Annotated in this window: 19 protein-coding genes and 1 riboswitch; of the genes, 9 read left to right on the forward strand and 10 right to left on the reverse strand. The window is 40.8% G+C overall.

Annotated features, from left to right (window positions below; translation table 11 throughout):
* Positions 1-44 precede the first annotated feature (44 nt).
* Entirely contained in the window at positions 45-1,760 is a 1,716-nt protein-coding gene (locus tag ACZSMY_RS15800; protein WP_465147966.1) for an ABC transporter ATP-binding protein, read from the forward strand.
* Complete coding sequence (locus tag ACZSMY_RS15805) at positions 1,751-2,581, forward strand: energy-coupling factor transporter transmembrane component T family protein (protein ID WP_193064800.1); 831 nt, start codon at positions 1,751-1,753, stop codon at positions 2,579-2,581. The genes ACZSMY_RS15800 and ACZSMY_RS15805 overlap by 10 nt, the downstream gene beginning before the upstream one ends.
* Positions 2,582-2,633: 52 nt before the next feature.
* Here the strand turns inward: ACZSMY_RS15805 and ACZSMY_RS15810 are convergent, their stop codons facing one another.
* The 5 genes from ACZSMY_RS15810 to ACZSMY_RS15830 form a co-directional block, all read right to left on the reverse strand.
* A complete protein-coding gene (locus ACZSMY_RS15810) occupies positions 2,634-3,323 on the reverse strand; it encodes an ABC transporter ATP-binding protein (protein ID WP_193064801.1) in 690 nt (229 codons plus the stop codon).
* A gap of 6 nt (positions 3,324-3,329) precedes the next feature.
* Positions 3,330-4,397: an ABC transporter permease gene (locus tag ACZSMY_RS15815; protein ID WP_042529192.1), complete on the reverse strand. Its 1,068-nt coding sequence runs from the start codon at positions 4,395-4,397 to the stop codon at positions 3,330-3,332.
* Between the two features lie 81 nt (positions 4,398-4,478).
* Positions 4,479-5,417 carry an aminoglycoside phosphotransferase family protein gene (locus ACZSMY_RS15820; protein ID WP_042529190.1) on the reverse strand — a complete coding sequence of 313 codons (939 nt, stop codon included), beginning with the start codon at positions 5,415-5,417 and terminating at the stop codon, positions 4,479-4,481.
* A gap of 32 nt (positions 5,418-5,449) precedes the next feature.
* Positions 5,450-6,007 (reverse strand): peptide deformylase, encoded by a 558-nt coding sequence (gene def, locus ACZSMY_RS15825; protein ID WP_042529186.1) that lies wholly within the window; start codon positions 6,005-6,007, stop codon positions 5,450-5,452.
* Positions 5,991-6,191, reverse strand: coding sequence for a helix-turn-helix transcriptional regulator (locus ACZSMY_RS15830; protein ID WP_042529184.1), 201 nt, complete (start codon positions 6,189-6,191; stop codon positions 5,991-5,993). Before ACZSMY_RS15830 ends, def begins: the two co-directional genes overlap by 17 nt.
* A gap of 1,178 nt (positions 6,192-7,369) precedes the next feature.
* On the opposite strand from ACZSMY_RS15830, the gene ACZSMY_RS15835 reads away from it, so the two are divergent.
* Together ACZSMY_RS15835 and ACZSMY_RS15840 are read left to right on the forward strand one after the other, a co-directional pair.
* Positions 7,370-8,482, forward strand: coding sequence for a YibE/F family protein (locus ACZSMY_RS15835; RefSeq protein WP_413465464.1), 1,113 nt, complete (start codon positions 7,370-7,372; stop codon positions 8,480-8,482).
* Complete coding sequence (locus ACZSMY_RS15840; RefSeq protein WP_042529182.1) at positions 8,479-9,261, forward strand: YibE/F family protein; 783 nt, start codon at positions 8,479-8,481, stop codon at positions 9,259-9,261. Before ACZSMY_RS15835 ends, ACZSMY_RS15840 begins: the two co-directional genes overlap by 4 nt.
* A 76-nt stretch (positions 9,262-9,337) precedes the next feature.
* Here the strand turns inward: ACZSMY_RS15840 and ACZSMY_RS15845 are convergent, their stop codons facing one another.
* Both ACZSMY_RS15845 and ACZSMY_RS15850 read right to left on the reverse strand, forming a co-directional pair.
* Positions 9,338-9,613, reverse strand: coding sequence for a YolD-like family protein (locus ACZSMY_RS15845; RefSeq protein ID WP_042529180.1), 276 nt, complete (start codon positions 9,611-9,613; stop codon positions 9,338-9,340).
* Positions 9,610-9,825, reverse strand: a complete 216-nt coding sequence (locus ACZSMY_RS15850; protein WP_042529178.1) for a hypothetical protein — start codon at positions 9,823-9,825, stop codon at positions 9,610-9,612. The genes ACZSMY_RS15845 and ACZSMY_RS15850 overlap by 4 nt, the downstream gene beginning before the upstream one ends.
* A 252-nt stretch (positions 9,826-10,077) precedes the next feature.
* Positions 10,078-10,194, forward strand: a riboswitch (SAM riboswitch).
* Positions 10,195-10,291: 97 nt separating this feature from the next.
* Between ACZSMY_RS15850 and ACZSMY_RS15855 the strand changes: the two genes are divergently transcribed.
* From ACZSMY_RS15855 to ACZSMY_RS15870, 4 genes are all read left to right on the forward strand, one after another.
* Positions 10,292-11,392 (forward strand): iron-containing alcohol dehydrogenase family protein, encoded by a 1,101-nt coding sequence (locus tag ACZSMY_RS15855; protein ID WP_256705268.1) that lies wholly within the window; start codon positions 10,292-10,294, stop codon positions 11,390-11,392.
* A 23-nt stretch (positions 11,393-11,415) separates the two neighbouring features.
* Positions 11,416-12,231 carry a MetQ/NlpA family ABC transporter substrate-binding protein gene (locus tag ACZSMY_RS15860; RefSeq protein ID WP_042529174.1) on the forward strand — a complete coding sequence of 272 codons (816 nt, stop codon included), beginning with the start codon at positions 11,416-11,418 and terminating at the stop codon, positions 12,229-12,231.
* 57 nt (positions 12,232-12,288) lie between these two features.
* On the forward strand, positions 12,289-13,887 hold the full coding sequence (locus ACZSMY_RS15865) for a glutathione ABC transporter substrate-binding protein (RefSeq protein ID WP_042529173.1): 1,599 nt from the start codon (positions 12,289-12,291) through the stop codon (positions 13,885-13,887).
* A gap of 276 nt (positions 13,888-14,163) precedes the next feature.
* Positions 14,164-14,817, forward strand: a complete 654-nt coding sequence (locus tag ACZSMY_RS15870; RefSeq protein ID WP_465147967.1) for a lysoplasmalogenase — start codon at positions 14,164-14,166, stop codon at positions 14,815-14,817.
* 251 nt (positions 14,818-15,068) lie between these two features.
* Here ACZSMY_RS15870 and ACZSMY_RS15875 read toward each other — a convergent pair whose 3' ends face one another.
* The 3 genes from ACZSMY_RS15875 to alr all read right to left on the reverse strand — a co-directional run bounded on the left by ACZSMY_RS15875 (position 15,069) and on the right by alr (position 17,366).
* Positions 15,069-15,626: an NADPH-dependent FMN reductase gene (locus ACZSMY_RS15875; protein WP_042529169.1), complete on the reverse strand. Its 558-nt coding sequence runs from the start codon at positions 15,624-15,626 to the stop codon at positions 15,069-15,071.
* Between the two features lie 275 nt (positions 15,627-15,901).
* On the reverse strand, positions 15,902-16,210 hold the full coding sequence (locus tag ACZSMY_RS15880; RefSeq protein ID WP_042529167.1) for an MGMT family protein: 309 nt from the start codon (positions 16,208-16,210) through the stop codon (positions 15,902-15,904).
* Positions 16,211-16,235: 25 nt separating this feature from the next.
* Entirely contained in the window at positions 16,236-17,366 is a 1,131-nt protein-coding gene (alr, locus tag ACZSMY_RS15885; RefSeq protein WP_368900992.1) for an alanine racemase, read from the reverse strand.
* Between the two features lie 277 nt (positions 17,367-17,643).
* On the opposite strand from alr, the gene ACZSMY_RS15890 reads away from it, so the two are divergent.
* Positions 17,644-18,567 (forward strand): YitT family protein, encoded by a 924-nt coding sequence (locus ACZSMY_RS15890; protein ID WP_052484869.1) that lies wholly within the window; start codon positions 17,644-17,646, stop codon positions 18,565-18,567.
* Positions 18,568-18,573 lie beyond the last annotated feature (6 nt).

Genomic DNA, 18,573 nt, shown 5'->3' on the forward strand with positions numbered 1-18,573 from the left:
TTATCTGATTTCTGAGAACAGCAGATACTTTAAGGGAGATAAACATGAAACAGCCTATTATCCAGTTTGAAAATGTTACATTTAAATATCGAAGCCAACAGGAACCTACGTTAAAAAATATTGATTTAACCATTCATCAAGGAGAAAAAATATTAATTGCAGGCCCTTCTGGTTCTGGAAAAAGCACACTAGCTCATTGCCTCAATGGGCTGGTGCCTTTCTCGTATAAAGGGGAGATGACAGGAAGCTTGAAAATCCAAGGACAGGAAACAAAAGAGCTCGATATCTTTTCGTTATCCAAAATGGTTGGCACGGTATTGCAGGATCCTGACGGACAATTTATCGGCTTATCTGTCGGCGAGGATATTGCTTTCTCTTTAGAAAATAATGTTACTCCGCATGACACCATGATGAAAAGGGTAGCCGATGTCTCACGCCTTGTAGATATGGATGAATACTTAGATGCTTCTATCCATGCTCTTTCCGGCGGACAAAAGCAGCGGGTCTCTCTCGCTGGAGTCATGGTGGATGACGTAGATATTCTCCTTTTTGATGAACCATTGGCCAATTTGGACCCTGCTACAGGGAGACATGCCATAGATTTAATTGATCAGATTCAAAAGGAGACAAATACGACGGTCGTTATCATTGAGCATCGTTTAGAGGATGTATTATACCGGAATGTGGACAGAATTATCGTTGTTAATGACGGAGAGATTGTAAATGATTCCTCTCCCAATGTATTGCTTGCCTCCGATGCGTTACAGAGAAATAACATTCGAGAGCCCTTATACATCAAAGCATTAAAATACGCGGGTTGTCTCCTCACTCCGCAGCATGGCTTAGCACACTTGAATACATTGCAAACAGAGGCATTCAAAGACAAGCTTTTACATTGGTTTGAGCAATCTCCGCCCGCAAAAAAGAGAACGCTGACACATCCTGTTTTGCAGCTGGAGGACGTCTCCTTCACATATAGTGGCAAGGAAAATAACATTAAAAAGGTATCCTTTTCCATTGATAAGGGAGAAATGGTAAGCATTGTCGGTAAAAATGGTGCAGGTAAATCAACTTTATCCAAATTAATTTGCGGATTTGAAAAAAATAACCAAGGAAAAATCATCTATCACGAAAAGGATATTACCGGAGACACTATCTATCAGCGTGCTGAACGGATCGGCATGGTGATGCAAAATCCAAATCAAATGATCTCAAAGCATATGATTTATGACGAAGTAGCCTTAGGCCTTGTTATGAAGGGAACTTATTCCGAAGAAGAAATAAGAGAGAGGGTAGAAAACACATTAAAAATATGCGGTCTGTATCCTTTTCGAAATTGGCCGATCTCCGCGTTAAGCTTTGGGCAGAAAAAGAGGGTAACCATCGCTTCTATTTTAGTGCTGAAGCCAGAAATAATTATTCTGGACGAGCCTACTGCCGGGCAGGATTTCTATCACTATACGGAGATGATGGAATTCCTGGCAGATTTAAACGCCCAAGGTATTACCATTATGATGATTACACATGACATGCATTTAATGCTGGAATATACGCAAAGGGCGATTGTCATAGCAGATGGCAAAGTAACTGCAGATGATTCACCTATAAATATCTTAACCAATGAAGCGATTGTGGCGGAAGCTAATTTAAAAGAAACGTCCTTATTTGATTTAGCAGTTCTTACCGGTATTGAGGAACCGGTCGAGTTTGTATCCAGGTTTATTGCCTTCGACAGGGAGGTACGCAAAGCATGGCCGTAGAAATGTTATCTTATATCGAAAAGGAATCCCCTGTCCATCGATTATCAGGGGTCACTAAATTGATTATTTTTATCATGTGGTCCTCCGCTGCAATGCTCACTTATGATACAAGGATTCTATTATTTTTATTCATTATAAGCATGACCATATTCATTGTTTCAAAGGTTCATATCCGGGACATCGCCTTTGTATTAATCTTTATTTTAATCTTTTTACTGTTGAATAATATCGCTATTTACCTGTTTTCACCTCAGGAAGGTGTCCGGATCTATGGTACCAATCATGTACTTTTTGAAATAGCCGGGCGTTATAATATGACACTGGAGCAAATCTTTTATCAATTTAATATTACATTAAAATATTTTGTCGTTATTCCGGCTGCGTTACTATTTATCGTCACTACCCATCCGAGTGAATTCGCTGCTTCTCTCCACCGGATTGGAATCAATTATAAAATCGCTTATTCTGTCTCCTTGGCACTCCGGTATATTCCAGATATCCAACGGGACTTCCGTACTATTGCCCAAGCTCAGCAGGCCCGCGGGATTGATTTATCAAAAAATGAAAAATTAGCTAAGCGGATCAAAAATGCAGGAGCTATTATTCTTCCTTTAATCCTATCCAGTTTGGACAGAATTGAAGTAATCAGTAACGCTATGGAGTTAAGAGGATTTGGGAAAAATAAAAAAAGAACCTGGTACAGCATCAAGCCTTTTAAACGGGCAGATTATATCACGATAGCTGTTGGAGCAGTCATTTTGACCGTATCGTTGATAATCACCTTTCATGATGGCAGCAGGTTTTATAATCCATTTTTGTAACAGAATGAAAAAGGATGCGATGTTCCAGTGAATGGAAATCACATCCTTTTTGTCATACCGTATAACGTTCTTTTTCCTGTAATTCCATGTTCCCATCTGTCATTTGATAGACTTTATCACAATCCTCAATCAGTCGGGTATCATGTGTTACAACGATTGTTGCTGTTTGCTTTTCTTCTGTAATTTCTTTTAACATACGCATCACTTCAAATGCACGGTCAGAGTCAAGTGACGCCGTCGGTTCATCTGCTAAAATAAGACTTGGGTTGGTATAGAGTGCTTTAGCAATCGCTACCCGCTGCCTCTCTCCGCCAGATAAGTCTTTTGGGAAGCTGCGAAGCAAATGATCAATGCCTAACGACTGATAGAGCGCTTCGGATTCTGCTTTAGACATATTCCCTTTCTTTACCTTATCCAGCAGCTGCATCTGCTGTCCAACGTTTAAATAAGGAACCAGATTCGATGCCTGCAAAACAAAGCCGACTTCTTTCAGCCTTAACGCTGCACGCTTTTTTTCCTTTAAATCAGTCAAAGCTGTGCCGTTCATCCTGACTTCTCCCGCTGTGGGTGTCTGCAGCCCTCCGGCGATACTTAAAAACGTACTTTTTCCGGAACCAGAGGGGCCAATAACTGCAACTAATTCGCCTTGTTGCGCCTCAAAATTCGTTTCTTTCATTGCTTCTACTTTTGTTCTGCCAGATCCAAAGGTTTTCTGCACCTTTTTCAATTCTAAAATAGCCATATTCCCTTAACCTCCTATCGCCCGTAATGGGTCAATTCGCACAATGGTCTGTACAGAAATAAATGCTCCAATGACGGATACGGCAATCAGAATCATTCCATAGACCAGCATTTCAATGTAATTAAAGGCTACCGGTACAGCTGCCGGCAGGAATAATCCTGTAACTACAGCAAGAACCAGCCCAATCATCACCCCAGCTAAAGAAAGTAAAAATGTCTGCGCTACAACAGAGCCGGCCAAGTATTGGGAGGATATTCCCTGAGCCTTCATCACCCCGAAAATACTTATCTTCTGAATAGTAAGCACGTAGAGAAAAATCGCCAGGACCACAGCTGAAATAACAAACAGGAAGTATATCATTAATGTCAGCGTCAAGTTCTGCTCTGTATAACCAGGCAGATTCTCTATAAACGTTTCTGTATCAACCACCTGCAATGCTTCATCTGCTTCCACACTGTCTAAGTTATCTGTACGAATAACAAAGGCATTCACTGCATCGTTATCCCCTTCAGCCATTTCCCCATATTGCAATGTTTCCAGCGTATTTAAGTCTGTGAACAGCACTGGCGCTGCATTAAATCTGGCTTTATCCGTAAAGCCAGTGATTTCCAACGTCTCCTCTGTGGAAGATAAGGAAATCTCATCACCAATTTCAAAGCCGTCTTCTTTTAATGTATCATCCGCTATTACTTCTCCCTCATCCGCGAATGCGTTTCCTTCTGTCACATTTGGCATGATAAAGGACGCTTCATCTACAGCAAAGATAAATACATTTTCTTTTTTATCCCCATGACTCGCTATTGCGCTGAGCTGAGATAATTCGGTATATTCATCCACTCCGGCCCCGTCAAAATCATCCGCAGACACGATGGATTGCTGCAGACGTAAATCGGATTCCTCTGTTAGAATAACACCGTCTGCTTCCCATTTATCAACAGCCTCCCGATTAAGCTGCTCCAGTCCATTGGCCAGACCGGATAAAAAGAATACAAGATAAGAAATAAGTACCAGCACACCTATAACTAAGGTGAAACGCAGCTTGTTGTTCTTTATTTCATTCCAAGCTAAAAACATTCCTTCACTTCCCTTGATTTTATTACAAACACCTTTTCTTATTCCCCTTTTAGAGAATGTTTAACCCGGCATCTCAAGCGGTCAATTTGTATCATCTGTTAATTCCCTCAAATAACCGATAATTTCCTCCTTTTCTTGCGCATCCGGTTCTTCATATAATAACTGCTCAGCAAACTCCCAAATATCCTCCAGCCTTCTTCTTAACTGGTAAAAAGCAAGAGCATCTTGATTGATATGATAACTTTCATGATGCTGAAGGTAGACTTCCATAAACTGCTTCCAATAAGGCTTTTCTGTCAGAAACATCATATCTGCTTCAGGAGGAGCCAGTTTCAGTCCTTCCCAATCTATTAATAATAGCTTCTCCCCCTGCATCAAATTCCAATGATGCAAATCTGTATGACATAAGACCATATCGAAGGAAGCAGATTTCAGCTTTTCTGAAAGTTCTTTTATGCTGCTGATCCATGCAGCTATTTTTTCCCGATTTTCACGAAAAAGGGCATGTAGCTCCCCCGGGATATGTTTTTCATTGAAATGAATGACCTCTTCCAATTCTTCTAAAAAAGGCACGTCAAAGTCCTCCTTCAGAGCTTTCGTTGGAAAAGGGATTTCCTTCCCAAATGAGTGGAGTGCGGCTATTATATGTGCAAATTCTGATACCTGCTGCTTGGTTAAGCCTTGTTCACCAATGGTTTCCCCATCAATAAAAGGATACAGCAAATAACTATTTTCTGTGTCTTCACATTGATACTTCCCTTCCTTTGTCTGTAGCGGAACAGGAATTTTTCCTTTTAAATCACTGTTATATGCTAACCACTCCACAATGGGAGCATACTGGTCAATCCACGCGGTCAACTTTGGCGTAGAAGCACGTCTCTTTTCATATACCTTCAAAAAATAAGCAGCATCCTCCGCCTTTATTTCAAAGGCAAGGGACGCCCATCCTCCCTGTTTGGATTGTACGTGAACAGGATGGACTCCATACGCTTCCTGTAATATTGCAGTAAACGGATTCACTGCGATTCCCCCTTCCCTAAAAAGCTTGAATCCTACTGTAAATTCAAAAATGGCCGTTCTTTATTAATCCGGTCAAAAAACATGATGCCATTCAGGTGATCCATTTCATGCTGTACTAAGATAGAGCTATATCCCTTAAAGGTATATGTATGCTCCTCTCCCTCTGTATCAAAGGCCTGCACCTTTATTCTCTCATAACGCGGCACGTGTCCAGATACTTCCCTGTTTACAGACAGGCATCCTTCCCCTTCCGGAAGATAGATTATATTTGCAGCATGGCTGATCAATTTGGGGTTAATCAGCTTTAATTCCATTGTTTCCTCCTTTTCTGTCTGATATCGTATGACAAACATGCTTTTATTGATGCCAACTTGATTTGCTGAAAGCCCTGCTCCCGGCCTCAGCTGATATTTCTTTGCTATCTCAGGATCCTGACTGTTTTTCAAATACGTCATCATGCATTCCAGCTCTGTTTTCGTTTCCTCCGAAACAGGGAGAGATACAGGGTCTAACTGTTTTCTCAAAATAGAATCCCCCTCTTTTTTAATATCTTTCATCGTTACACGGTAGTCTTTATGAAATTTTGTCATACATAAACACCTCTTCTACATTTTTATCAAGCGCTCTGGATATTTTAAATGCCAGTTCTAACGTCGGATCGTATTTATCATTTTCCACACAGTTAATGGTTTGCCTGGAAACACCGCAAAGCTTAGACAGTTTTTCTTGTGTCATATTCGATTGCTTCCGTAATGTTTTAATCTTATTCTTCACCAACTAAGCTCCTTTTTGTCAAAAGTATTTGACAAAATTGTAGCATGGAATTCCTATAAATGTCCAAAAAGTTGGACAGGTTGAAATACGCACTCCCTTTTGGTACATACTAAAATAAGAAGGTTATGGGTGACTTTTTGTTTTATTGCAATGTAACTGATTGGGACTGGGACTGCGATTACCAATGTTGTCAGGTTAATGAATTTTCTTAAATACTCAACTTTCGCACCTAAGAATAAGCAAATATTTCTTGCTATTCCAAGATGAACATGTTCTTCATTACCATGCTTGCATTTTGGTGAAATATCCGGCCTTTTTGGAATTGATGATGGTGCATAGCTCCGCTCCGGCCAACCACTTCGCTTTCCATGGGGACGGCTTCAGCTAACTTGAAAAGAAAACCGCTTTTCAAGTGGATCTTCAGCTCGCCCTGTTCCCATAGGAGTCTGCGTGGTTGGCCTGCGCTCTGATAGGATTCTACAGCGAATGAAAGAAATAAGATTTTAATGAGCTGAAGGAAATAGCAACTTTCGTCTGAACAACCCAATCATGACAGCATGAATATGAAATACAGGGAATAGCATTTATGCTCAGAAAGTAATCTTGACGGAACATTTTACCATACAGCATGAAAAAGATGTTCTATCTGATTAAACATCTATTTGGTGAGTTGTTTTTTCACGTATAGAATATCCTACTAGCGGAGGCGGACCGTTTTGACTCCTGAGGGATCAGCACCATCTGAAGATCCACTTTTGCCAAGTGCTCTTCTTGGCAAAAGTTAGCTGAAGAGCGTGCCCCTAGGCAGACTAAGGCCGCAACGTCCTGTTGCAACGTCTGCACTAGTACGTCCTGTACGTCGGAAAGCAAAACGGTCCGCCGCAGCGGTCGCATTAACCTGACATCATTGCTGCGATTACTCGCCCCATCGAAGGTCTTTTGTATGATGCCCGCTTCAAGCATAGAGAGAAACTGAAAATTCTAAGCAGGAGAACCAACAGCCAATAACGGCCCGGTTGGTTTAATTAACATTTCGCAGGGAATGAAAAGGCCCCCGCGGAATGAAGCTTCCCTTTATTCCCCGAAATTTTGTGATGTTGTATGTATCTCCTTCTTATTAAAAGTGTTATCATAGTATATGTTTTCGGAAATACGAATAGGACAATCCTATTTTTGGAGTGATTATATTGAAGGCATGGTTAAAAAATCGGACCAGGACCGAATATATTACCGTCTGTCTATTACTAATCGGTTTTATCGCATCGATGATATTTATCAATAACAATTATGATTTATATGATAGAACGATTGTTCACATTACCGATGTTCAAGAAATAAATAGAGAAGATCAGCCAGATGAGCATGGCAATCAAGATGAAAAAGTCACCCAGCATATCGTTGGAGAAGTAAAAAATGGTTCAGATAAAGGAGAAATAACTGAATTTGATAATGAATATGTCCAGTCCCTGGCATTGGACTATGAGTTATCTGCAGGCGATGAAATCTTTCTTGCTCAAGACGGAGAAGCAACAGGGGATATTAAACGGGACAAATATTTCGTGTTTGTCGCATGGATATTCCTGATTATTTTATTAGCAGTCGGAAAATCCAGAGGTGCTCTATCCGCACTGAGTTTGTTTGTCAATGCAGCTATTTTGTCATTTGCATTAGATATTTATATACAGAATCCAAGCATCAGTCTTTCTGTTATTACTGCAATCAGTATTATTATTTTCACCATTCTCTCCTTATTGATGGCGACAGGATTTAACGAAAAAACCTATACAGCTATTTTAGCTACATTAATAGGGACCGTAATTTCATTGGTGATTGCTTATGCAGCACTGCATTTCACTGGCGAACAAGGACTGCGCTATGAAGAAATGGCCTTTTTAACCAGGAACCCGGAAACCATCTTTATGGCAGGGTTACTAATCGGTTCCTTAGGAGCTGTAATGGATGTAGCCATTACATTATCAGCTTCCATGTTTGAAATGTATGAGAAAAATAACCGGATTGATTTAAAAACATTAAAAAAAGCAGGTTACGAAGTCGGGAAAGATATCATGGGCACCATGACCAATATTTTATTTTTTGCCTATGTCAGCGGGTCCCTTCCCATGCTGTTAATCTATTTTAAAAATGCAGCACCGTTCGGCTTTACCATATCAATGAACCTTTCCCTTGAATTAACACGTGCTTTAGTCGGCGGAATTGGGATTGTATTGACCATTCCGATTGCCATCTATATTTCCATTTTCTTTATCCGGAGAAAGCAGGCGAAATTATGAATGTACTTGTATTACTGGCAATCATATTATTTGCATTAATGGCTTGGGTCGGCGGTATGAAGGGCGTACGCTCTTTTATTGCCCTCTTTATCAATTTTATCATTGTGCTTATGGCTGTATTCGTCATGAATGACCCGTCCGGGAATCCAATTATTATTACGCTTATTGCATGTGGTTTCATCAGTGCTGTCAGCTTGTTCTTCATCAACCGGGTAAATAATAAAACGATGCTTGCTTTCTTATCTACGATTGCAACAATGGTTATTTTAATCTTTTTCATTATTATTTTAACCGAACAATCCATGATTTATGGACTTGGGGAAGAAGAATCTGGAGAAATCACAGCTTTCAATGTGCATATTGGATTAAATTTCATTCAAATTGCTACAGCTGTGATTATTATGAGCACGATTGGGGCGATTGTAGATACTGCCATTTCAATCACCTCTCCGATGCGTGAAATCCACGACCAGAATCCGGAAATTTCCAGAAAGAATCTATTCTTCGCCGGCATTCGTATTGGCCGTGATATTCTAGGTACAAGCACAAACACGCTATTCTTCGCCTTTTTCGGAGGGTATATGGGGCTGCTAATCTGGTTTAAGGATTTAGATTACTCTCTTGGCCAAATTATAAATGCCAAAGTGTTCAATGATGAAATGCTTGGAATCCTTATTTCGGGCCTTGGCATCGCTCTGGTTATTCCGATTGCTTCTCTGATGAGTGCATATTATTTGAAGAAGCAGAAAAAGGACATCGCGTTGGATGAGCAGAAATAGGTAAAAGCAGCCTTACGCTGTTTATGTTTAGAAATAAGCCCGAATGATTCCGCTTGGAATACATTCGGGTTTTTATCTACAATATAAAAACGTCCATTACATCATTAAACTTAATGATTGTAAAATCCTTTTGACCCAGCTTATCAACTATAGCTATGTGCTCGTCTTGATAGTTAATGCTGTCTATATATCCTTTTATATGATGAACATGACAATCCTGATAGCATTTCACTTCAATAAGCAAATTATCTTTATGTGCGATAATTAATTGAAAGCAATTCTGCTTCCGTTGCCGCTCATTTAACATTGTTTTTTCTTTCGTATTCCTTTCTTCCTGTACACCAATATTCAAGCCCCGACGCTCCTTTTTACACACCCTATGGATAAAATATTTTCTATCTTAAAGCTGCGCACCTGTTTTTTATAGTAACAATAAGCAAGAATCCTTTTATCATCTATACCTACGACGCGAATAACACGCTGCGTTACATTGTTATGGCGGTCGATATAATAGATCATGATTTTTTCCTTTTTATCCAGAGAATGATGAAGTAATCCAATCATATTTATTCCTCCAAATAAGAACTTTTGTTCTGAACATTTGTTCTTATTATATCAAAAAATAAGAAAGAGTAAACATGAAATAAATGGATGAATGTGTTTTAAAAGAAACGAGCGATAATCCGTTCAAGTATTTGGATTTTGGGACCAAAAATGGTGCTGATTAACATAATTAGCCCGCCAGCTCCCTTGCATCAAGCTATATTTGACTTTTCTCATATTTCATATTAAAATGTATCCACAGTTACATAAGAACTCTTATTGAGAGTGGCGGAGGGACTGGCCCGATGAAGCCCGGCAACCTTTCTAGAACTCGTTCTAAAAAAGGTGCTAAATCCTGCAAAGTGCATAATGTGCTTTGGAAAATAAGAGAGGACGTTTCGTAAATGAACTTATTCAACCTCTCTAGAACAAAATAGAGAGGTTTTTTATGTAGCATTTAAACACATGTAAAAGGGGTTATCTTACCATGCAAACAGTTACTGTAAAGGGATCGCCCAGCCATTATCAAATCGGTGAAGGTTCTCTGGAATACCTGATAGAAAATCTGAATGACTTGCGGGTGAAGCGGATTGCTGTAGTTGCCGGGCGTACTGCTTGGGAAAAAGCAAAACCATATCTTCCTTCTGCATTGCTGGATCAAATAGAGGAAAAAGATATACATACTGCAGATGGGCATTGCACCGTGGAACGAACTGACAGACTGGCCTCGATTTATGAAGAACAGCAAATAGATGCTGTCATCGGCATCGGCGGGGGAACAGCTCTGGATATTGCCAAAGCAGCGGCTGCCAATGCGCAAATAAAAAGTATCTTAATCCCAACGATTGCCGCCACCTGCGCAGCTTGGACGCCATTAAGCGTCTTTTATCAGGAAGATGGTGCTCATTCTCATTACACTGAGTTTCCTGAATCTAATACACTCGTAGTGGTAGAACCAGCAATTATTGCAGAAGCTCCTGTAAAATACTTAAAAGCAGGCATTGGCGATACGTTAGCCAAATTCTATGAAGCTCGCTCTCTAGTTGAAGCCTTCTACCCTGAAGGCACGCTTCCAGTCTGGCTGCAAATATCTCAATTCGCCGCTCGTGCCTGCAAGGATATTTTGCTGGATGACAGTGAAGCAGCAATCCAAGCTTGTGAGAGTAACCAAGTCACTGATGCTCTTATTCGTGTTATCGAAGCAATTATCGCAACAGGCGGTATGGTTGGCGGCTTCGGCGGAAAAGCTGGACGAATTGCAGGTGCGCATTCCATTCATAATGGGTTAACTGCTGCCCCGCAGATTGCCGATTCACTTCACGGGGAAATTGTATCCTACGGCATTTTAGCTCAGCTTGCTATCGAACAGGATAAAAACGAGCTTACGAAGCTATTAGCTTACTATGATACATGGGGCTTCCCGACAAAATTAGCAGACTTCTCCATACATACGGATGATCAGGAGCTGCTGGAAACCATTGCGAAAAAAGTGACACGGGAAGAAGAATCCATTCATTTGATGAAAGAAGAAATTAATGCAAATACCGTTATCGACGCATTTTTACAACTTGAGAGTGTTACTAAATAAAAAAAGAAAGTAGGAAAATCATCATGAAAAAGAAATATTTACTTCTTATTACAGCTTTATTATTCGTTTTCCTCGCTGCTTGCGGAGGAGATGAGGAAGAGAGCGGTTCAGATTTACTTGAAGACGGCGTATTGACAGTAGGTGTAACAGCCGGTCCACATGAAGAAATTGTTGAAAAAATAGCTGAAATTGCAGCAGAAGACGATTTAGAAATTAAAACAGTTGTTTTTAGTGATTATGTGATGCCAAACGTTTCACTGGATGAAGGTGAAATTGACATCAGCAGCTTCCAGACAGAGCCTTTTATGGACAGCATGGTGGAAGAAAGAGGCTTGGATATTGTGAAGGTAGCAGATACCGTTACTTTCCCGATGGGAGTTTATTCCGAATCGGTTGATTCTCTGGAGGACCTTCCTGATGGCGCAACATTAGGGCTCCCTGGCGACCCTACAAACAGCGGACGTGCTTTATTATTATTTGAACAAGCTGGTCTTATCACATTAGAAGAAGGCTTGGGTGTAAATGCAACCGTAAATGATGTAATTGACAATCCGAAAGACCTTGAATTACTGGAATTAGACTCTGCACAAATTCCAAGACAGCTTGGCGAAGTTGATGCAGCAGCAATCAATTCAAACTTTGCAATTGAAGCAGGGCTTTCACCCAATGATGATTCGCTCTTTATCGAGCAGGATTCTACATTCGTTAACTTGATTGCAGCTCGTACAGAAAACCAAGATGATGAAGTCGTTCAGCAATTTATTGATATTTACCATACAGACGAAGTGAAAGAATTTATTGAAGAAAACTTTGATGGCTCTGTTGTTCCAGGCTGGTAAATCTTTATTTTCAGGTAATATACTCAGACTACGATACTTAAAGGAGAAAACAGCATCATGAGAATACAGAAAAAGATATATGTACTTGCATTTATTGCTCTGTTCAGCCTGGTACTTGCCGCCTGTGCCAGTGAACCAGATGACAATGCATCCTCTGACAGCAATACGACAGAGGGAGGATCGCAGGGCGGCGATTTAATTATTACCACACCAGCCGATGCTGTATCGCTTGACCCGGCAGCATCCAATGATACTCCGTCCAGTGATGTACAAAGAAATATCTTTGAAACGCTTGTTACCCAGGACGAGAATATGGAAAATCAGCCTTTGCTGGCAGAGGAGTGGGAACAAATTGATGATACGACATGGGAATTCAAGCTTCGTCAAGATGTGACCTTCCATGACGGCTCTGATTTTAATGCGGACGTTGTAAAGGCAAATATTGACCGTACGCTTGACCCAGAGGTTGGTTCTCCACGGGCAATCATGTACAATATGATTTCCGAGGTAGAAGTTATTGACGATTATACGGTTCATTTTAAAACAGAATATCCTTTTGCAGCGTTACCGGCACACCTTGCTCATCCCGGCGGTGTGATGATTTCAAAAGACCAGATTGAAGAAGACTATGCCGCAATGGAAGATGGCGAAGAGGCAGGTACTGTCATCAGTGCAAACCCGCAAGGCACCGGCCCTTTCAAATACGAAGAATGGAAGCCAGGGCAGCAGGTACGCTTAGTTAACAATGAAGAGTATTGGGGCGAACCGGCACTGCTCGATTCCGTAACTTTCAAAGTAGTTACAGAAGATCTGACCCGTGTCGCAGAATTAGAGACTGGTGCTTCTCAAATCGCTAATTCCCTTAGTCCGTCAGATGTAGCTCAAATTGAAAATTCCGATCATTTATCAGTGCAGTCTCAGGACAGCCTGGCATTATCGTATTTAGGTTTTAACATGGACAAGGAACCGTTTGATGATGAACGTGTCCGTCAGGCAATTGCAAAAGCCATTAATAAAGAGGAAATTCTTTCCGGAATCTATGACGATGTCGGGATCCCCGCACACACACCGATTGCGCCAAGTGTATTCGGATACAGTGAAGATATAGAGGATCACGAATATAATCTGGAAGAGGCCAAAGAGTTACTTGCTGAAGCAGGCTATGAAAATGGGTTTTCTACCACGATTTGGACAAATGATGACCGTCAGCGCATCGATACAGCAACAACAATCCAAGCACAGCTGAAGGAAATTGGTATCAATGCGGAAGTAAGAACGGTGGAATGGGGAACAATGCTGGAACAGACTGCCAACGGGGAACATGATATGTTTGTCTTTGGCTGGACCACTGTTACCGGTGATGCGGACAACGGGCTATATCCTTTATTCCATTCAGATAATTTAGGCGAACCAGGAAATCGCACCTTCACAGAAGATGAAGAACTCGACGATTTATTAGATCAAGCCCGCCAGGAAAGTGATCCAGATGAACGATTAGAGCTTTACCGCCAAACCCAGGAATTACTTGCGGAAATCACGCCAATGGTTTATATCCATCACCAGCAATATTTGTTAGGTGTCGATGACAGCGTAAAAGGGCTGACACAGTCTCCGACACAGCTGTTAAATTTAAAAGATGTTTCTATTGAAGAATAAAGAATCTCCCCTTGTCTATGATGGACAAGGGGAGTTTTTTATTGAATGCTGTTAACAAAGGATTACAGCAGTATTCAGCTTTGTATGTACAAACAATACATAACAGCCTCCCTATCTTCAACGGAAGCCTCTATCTCTTCCGATGTTAAAAATAGGTTTGAAAAAAGGTTTTCTGTTTATATATCTAGAATTTGTTATCTAAGCATTTTTTTACTATGATGGAACTAAACATGTCTGAAGATTTTTATTTTAACAAGCGAAGGGAATGTACCCATTTTGATACTTTATCGTTTACCCATATTAATTCTGACGACTGGAATTGTTTATATATTTATTTCACCATCTGAGCCATTAGCATTTAGTATTTTCTTCAAGGTGATTCCAATGGTGCTGATTCTGATTTATGCTTTTGAAAAATCGCTGCCAAAACGAAAGTCCACGCATTATTGGATTATTGGCGGTATCAGCTTGTGCTTGATTGGGGATGCGACGCTGCAGTGGTTTTTCATCGGCTTGACCGCGTTTTTTATCGGACATGTACTATATATCGTTGGATTTTTAAAAGAATGGCGTTTTTCTTTGCCAAGAAGTCTTTCTGCGGTTCCGCTTATTCTTTTTGCTGCTTGGATTGGCTATCAGCTTGTGAGTAATCTTCAAACTAACGGGGAGACAGGTTTCATCTTTCCTGTCATTGCCTATATCGGAATTATCACGCTTATGGCGTTCACAGCAATCATGACAGGAAATCGCTGGGCTATTCTCGGCAGCCTTCTATTTATTATTTCTGACAGTGTTCTTGCGTGGAATATGTTTATCACCGGCTTTACAGGAGCTCATGAAGTCATTATGCTTACGTATTATGGTGCTCAATTTCTTATCGCCCAAAGCTTGTTTACCATTGATTCGAAGCAAAAAGGAATGGCTTGGTAATCGCTAAGTCTTCTTTTCACCCTCTGGGCATAAGTGCGACTTTAGCTCTGTCTACGCCTGTCGGCTTGCCAATCGCTAAGTCTTCTTTAAAGGAGATGAGCTCGAGGGCGACGGAAAACGGAGTATATTTCTAGGGCCTAAGATTACTCACCCCATGAAACCCGTTGGAGTGACTAGCTCCAACTATTTCTTATTTCTTAAATAAAGAAAAGCCCTCTTAAGAAAACAATTTTTCAGTAAGAGGGCTTTTCTTATATAAGCGACGTTAGCTCTGGGTGCTTCTGCATGAGATCTACATAATGAATCAAATCATCTGACAGCTTATTTAAGCGGTCAATGACGTTTTGATTCGAGATTACATAGTTTGTATAATCTTTTTCTTCAACAAATACATACTTCGGAATCACCCATGCGTGCATATAGTGAAGAATCGGCTTCAAATGCTGCTCGGGTACTAAATAATGCTTTGTTGTTCCTGCTGTTGCAATAATAGCAACCACTTTATTCCGAAATGCATCCATTGGCAGAAGGTCGAACAGATTTTTTAATGTTCCTGGAATAGATGCTTGGAAAACAGGCATTCCAAGCAAAATGCCATCAGCCTGCATGATTTTTTCTAATAAGATTTTCGTGTCGCCTGTATAATCTTTATAAGAACGTCCGTCACTAAAAACCATGTCATAATCCTTCAAATCTAACATCTCTGCTTCTACCCCGGTATGTTCTTTTTCAATATATTTCAATGCATGGTCCACAGCGACTCTTGTTTTTGAGCCAATCGTGGAGCCGGAAATTCCAACTATCTTCACGGAGCATCCTCCTATATGGTGGTCTTATTCTGTATTCAGAAGTTTCGATTTTTAGATTCTCTCGTCCGTCTATTCATATATATGAATATGTATTTACGCTGTTTCCTGCTCTGCAAAGACTCGCCTCAAAAGAAGCACGTTTCTGCATTTGGAGAACCTGTAAATATAGGAATGAGAATGTTTCTCAAAACAGTTATTACCTGTATTATACCTAGTTAACTAACAGAAATACAATAAGATGCTTACCCATAGAGGCCTTCCTGAATTGCAGCGCTTCATTCGAGATGCCATTGATATTTTTTTAAATCAACATATCCGATGGAACTCACCAGGACACCTTCTGCTTCCAGACGTGTGCGCTGCTCCCAATTTCCCTCTTCATTCGGAATAGCTAATTGCCCCTTTGCATTGATCACACGATGCCAGGGCAATTGATGCTTTTTGCTCATGGAATGGAGCACGCGGACAACCTGTCTTGCGGCTCTCGAATTGCCAGCTTCTCTTGCTATTTGACCGTAAGTCATTACTTTTCCAGACGGGATCTCCCGTATTATTTTAATAACTTCTTCCGTAAAAGGTGTCATCCTTTATCATTCCTGTTCCACATTATTATTTCACGTATTTTCTCGGTACCCGTTTGCCAATTAAACAAACCGTTTCATAATGAATGGTCTGCATTTGCTCTGCGACAATACCTAAAGAAATATAGCCCTCACTCGGCTCGCCAAAAATGGTAACAATATCATTCTCATGAACGCCATCTACATCGGACACATCCACCATGGTCTGATCCATACAAATGCGTCCGACAATCAGGCATTCCTTCCCGCGAACGGTCACATGTCCTTGATTGGATAAAAGACGTGAAAAGCCATCGGCATAACCAATCGGCAGGGTTGCAACCTTTGTTTTTTTCGTTGTTGTATAGGTTCTGCCATAGCTGATAGATTGTCCAGCCCGAACATTTTTAATGTAAACCGGCTTTGTTTTTAAGCTCATCACCTGTTTTAATGGCAGGATTTCTTTGAGGTGCGGTTCAGGATAAAGCCCATACAAGCTGACTCCGACGCGTACCATATCCAGATGCATTTCTGGATAGGCAATGGTCCCCGCACTATTACAGCAATGTTTGATTGGAATCTGACAGCCTTTTGCTTCTACTGCCTGATAAATTTTCTGGAAGCTTTCAAATTGCTGATACGTATAAGCACTGGATTCTCCATTGTCGGCTTCCGCAAAATGCGTAAAGATTCCTTCCAGTTCTATTTCTTCCCGGTCTAATGCGCGGCATAAATCCAAAGCTTCTTCTGCGGTACGGACACCGATACGAGTCATTCCGGTATCCACTTTGATATGGACTTTTGCTGTTTTCTGTAAGGTATCTGCAGCCTGACAGATGGCTTCGATTGTCTCTTCTGAATAGACAGTCAGCGTGACATCTTGTTCTACTGCTTTATGAACGGCATGAGCTGGCGTATAGCCCAATAATAATATCGGTGCAGTAATTCCTGCTTCTCTCAAAGACAGCGCTTCATCTAAGATTGCTACTCCAAGACAGTCCGCCCCATTTGCCAGCGCCTCTTCTGCAATCGGCACAGCTCCATGCCCGTATCCATCTGCCTTCACCACTGCCATAAACCGCGCTCCTTCACGGATATGCTGTTTAAATTGTTGTACATTAAACGCTAATGCTTGTAAGGATACTTCTGCCCAAGTATCACGAAAACTGGTTGTTATCATGTGTTTCCCACCTTGTCTAACATCATCATTTTTATTTTTTCGGTCTATTTTTCAGATTAATATAATACATCATATCCATTTTAGCACTTCCATTCTGTGTTGGATAGTTATACTCAGCCTGCTTGACAGACATAGTGAAAGCACGTTTATCTAAAAAGTGCGAGAAGGCAGCATTGAAATATCTTTCCCAATTGCCTTTATTTCTTTACACTAAATATAAATATACGTATGATTCCTATTGTCAGGGAAAACTATTTTATCGATGGAGGTTGAGAACATGAAACAAATCTTTCTGGCGCTGATTGGAACCATTTTATGTGCTCTGGCAACGACCATATTCGCCATGCCAAACCAAATTGCAGATGGAGGCATTCTAGGTATTGCACTTTTACTCTTTTATTCTCTCGGATGGTCGCCCGGGATTGTTACGATGGTTGCTTTTGTCCTATTACAACTCGTCAGTTTTAAATTTCTTCCTAAAAGCATCGTGATAAAAACAATGGTTAATGTCCCTCTTCTATCCTTGTTTATCTTTTTAACGGAAAATATCGTAACACAGCCTCTGGGTGATTCTCTGGTAGCCGCTATTTTTGCAGGCCTCACAATGGGAATCGGGTTTGGTTTGATTATCCAAGCGGGCAGCTCCATTGGAGGTACTTCGACAATAGCTCGTCTGCTCGCACAGCGCTATGAATGGAATGTCGTACTAACCACCTTCATCATGGACGCCGTTATCGTATTAGCCGGGGTTTTCATTATTGGCCCGCTTTACACACTATATACCATTATTGCTTTATCCATAGGGAAGGTCGCCAGCGACTATGTGATTGGCGGTTTTGATTCTAAGAAAGCAGTCACGATTATTTCACCGGAATTTAAAAAAATAGCTCATCAGATTAATACAGTCATGGCGTCTAGTGCAACTTTTATCAATGGCTCTGGATCCTATACAGATCGCCAGCATTATATCCTTTATATTATCGTACCCAGTTACCGCCTCTTAACACTTAAACGAATTATCAGGGAAATCGATTCCAGTTCATTTATCGTTGTCCATAACGTGAAGGATGTATCTGGCGGCACTTTCTTTGCTCCGACGACAGAAGATGAAGCAGCCTTTACCGGATTTGAGGAAGAAGCAATTATTCCTGAACCGGAGGAGGTTTCATCGGATAATACTGCCGATAAAACAGATGTTTGATGATGT

The organism is Oceanobacillus sp. B139/18 (assembly GCF_055524595.1).

What these genes read in the sequence shown, in the direction of transcription:
- def (WP_042529186.1), bottom strand. Translation starts at nt 6,007, where the DNA reads ATGACAAAATTTCATAAAGACTACCGTGTAACGATGAAAGATATTAAA.
- ACZSMY_RS15865 (WP_042529173.1), top strand. Translation starts at nt 12,289, where the DNA reads ATGAGAATACAGAAAAAGATATATGTACTTGCATTTATTGCTCTGTTC.
- ACZSMY_RS15815 (WP_042529192.1), bottom strand. Translation starts at nt 4,397, where the DNA reads ATGTTTTTAGCTTGGAATGAAATAAAGAACAACAAGCTGCGTTTCACC.
- ACZSMY_RS15890 (WP_052484869.1), top strand. Translation starts at nt 17,644, where the DNA reads ATGAAACAAATCTTTCTGGCGCTGATTGGAACCATTTTATGTGCTCTG.
- ACZSMY_RS15880 (WP_042529167.1), bottom strand. Translation starts at nt 16,210, where the DNA reads ATGACACCTTTTACGGAAGAAGTTATTAAAATAATACGGGAGATCCCG.
- ACZSMY_RS15855 (WP_256705268.1), top strand. Translation starts at nt 10,292, where the DNA reads ATGCAAACAGTTACTGTAAAGGGATCGCCCAGCCATTATCAAATCGGT.
- alr (WP_368900992.1), bottom strand. Translation starts at nt 17,366, where the DNA reads ATGATAACAACCAGTTTTCGTGATACTTGGGCAGAAGTATCCTTACAA.
- ACZSMY_RS15840 (WP_042529182.1), top strand. Translation starts at nt 8,479, where the DNA reads ATGAATGTACTTGTATTACTGGCAATCATATTATTTGCATTAATGGCT.
- ACZSMY_RS15805 (WP_193064800.1), top strand. Translation starts at nt 1,751, where the DNA reads ATGGCCGTAGAAATGTTATCTTATATCGAAAAGGAATCCCCTGTCCAT.
- ACZSMY_RS15800 (WP_465147966.1), top strand. Translation starts at nt 45, where the DNA reads ATGAAACAGCCTATTATCCAGTTTGAAAATGTTACATTTAAATATCGA.
- ACZSMY_RS15850 (WP_042529178.1), bottom strand. Translation starts at nt 9,825, where the DNA reads ATGATTGGATTACTTCATCATTCTCTGGATAAAAAGGAAAAAATCATG.
- ACZSMY_RS15810 (WP_193064801.1), bottom strand. Translation starts at nt 3,323, where the DNA reads ATGGCTATTTTAGAATTGAAAAAGGTGCAGAAAACCTTTGGATCTGGC.
- ACZSMY_RS15860 (WP_042529174.1), top strand. Translation starts at nt 11,416, where the DNA reads ATGAAAAAGAAATATTTACTTCTTATTACAGCTTTATTATTCGTTTTC.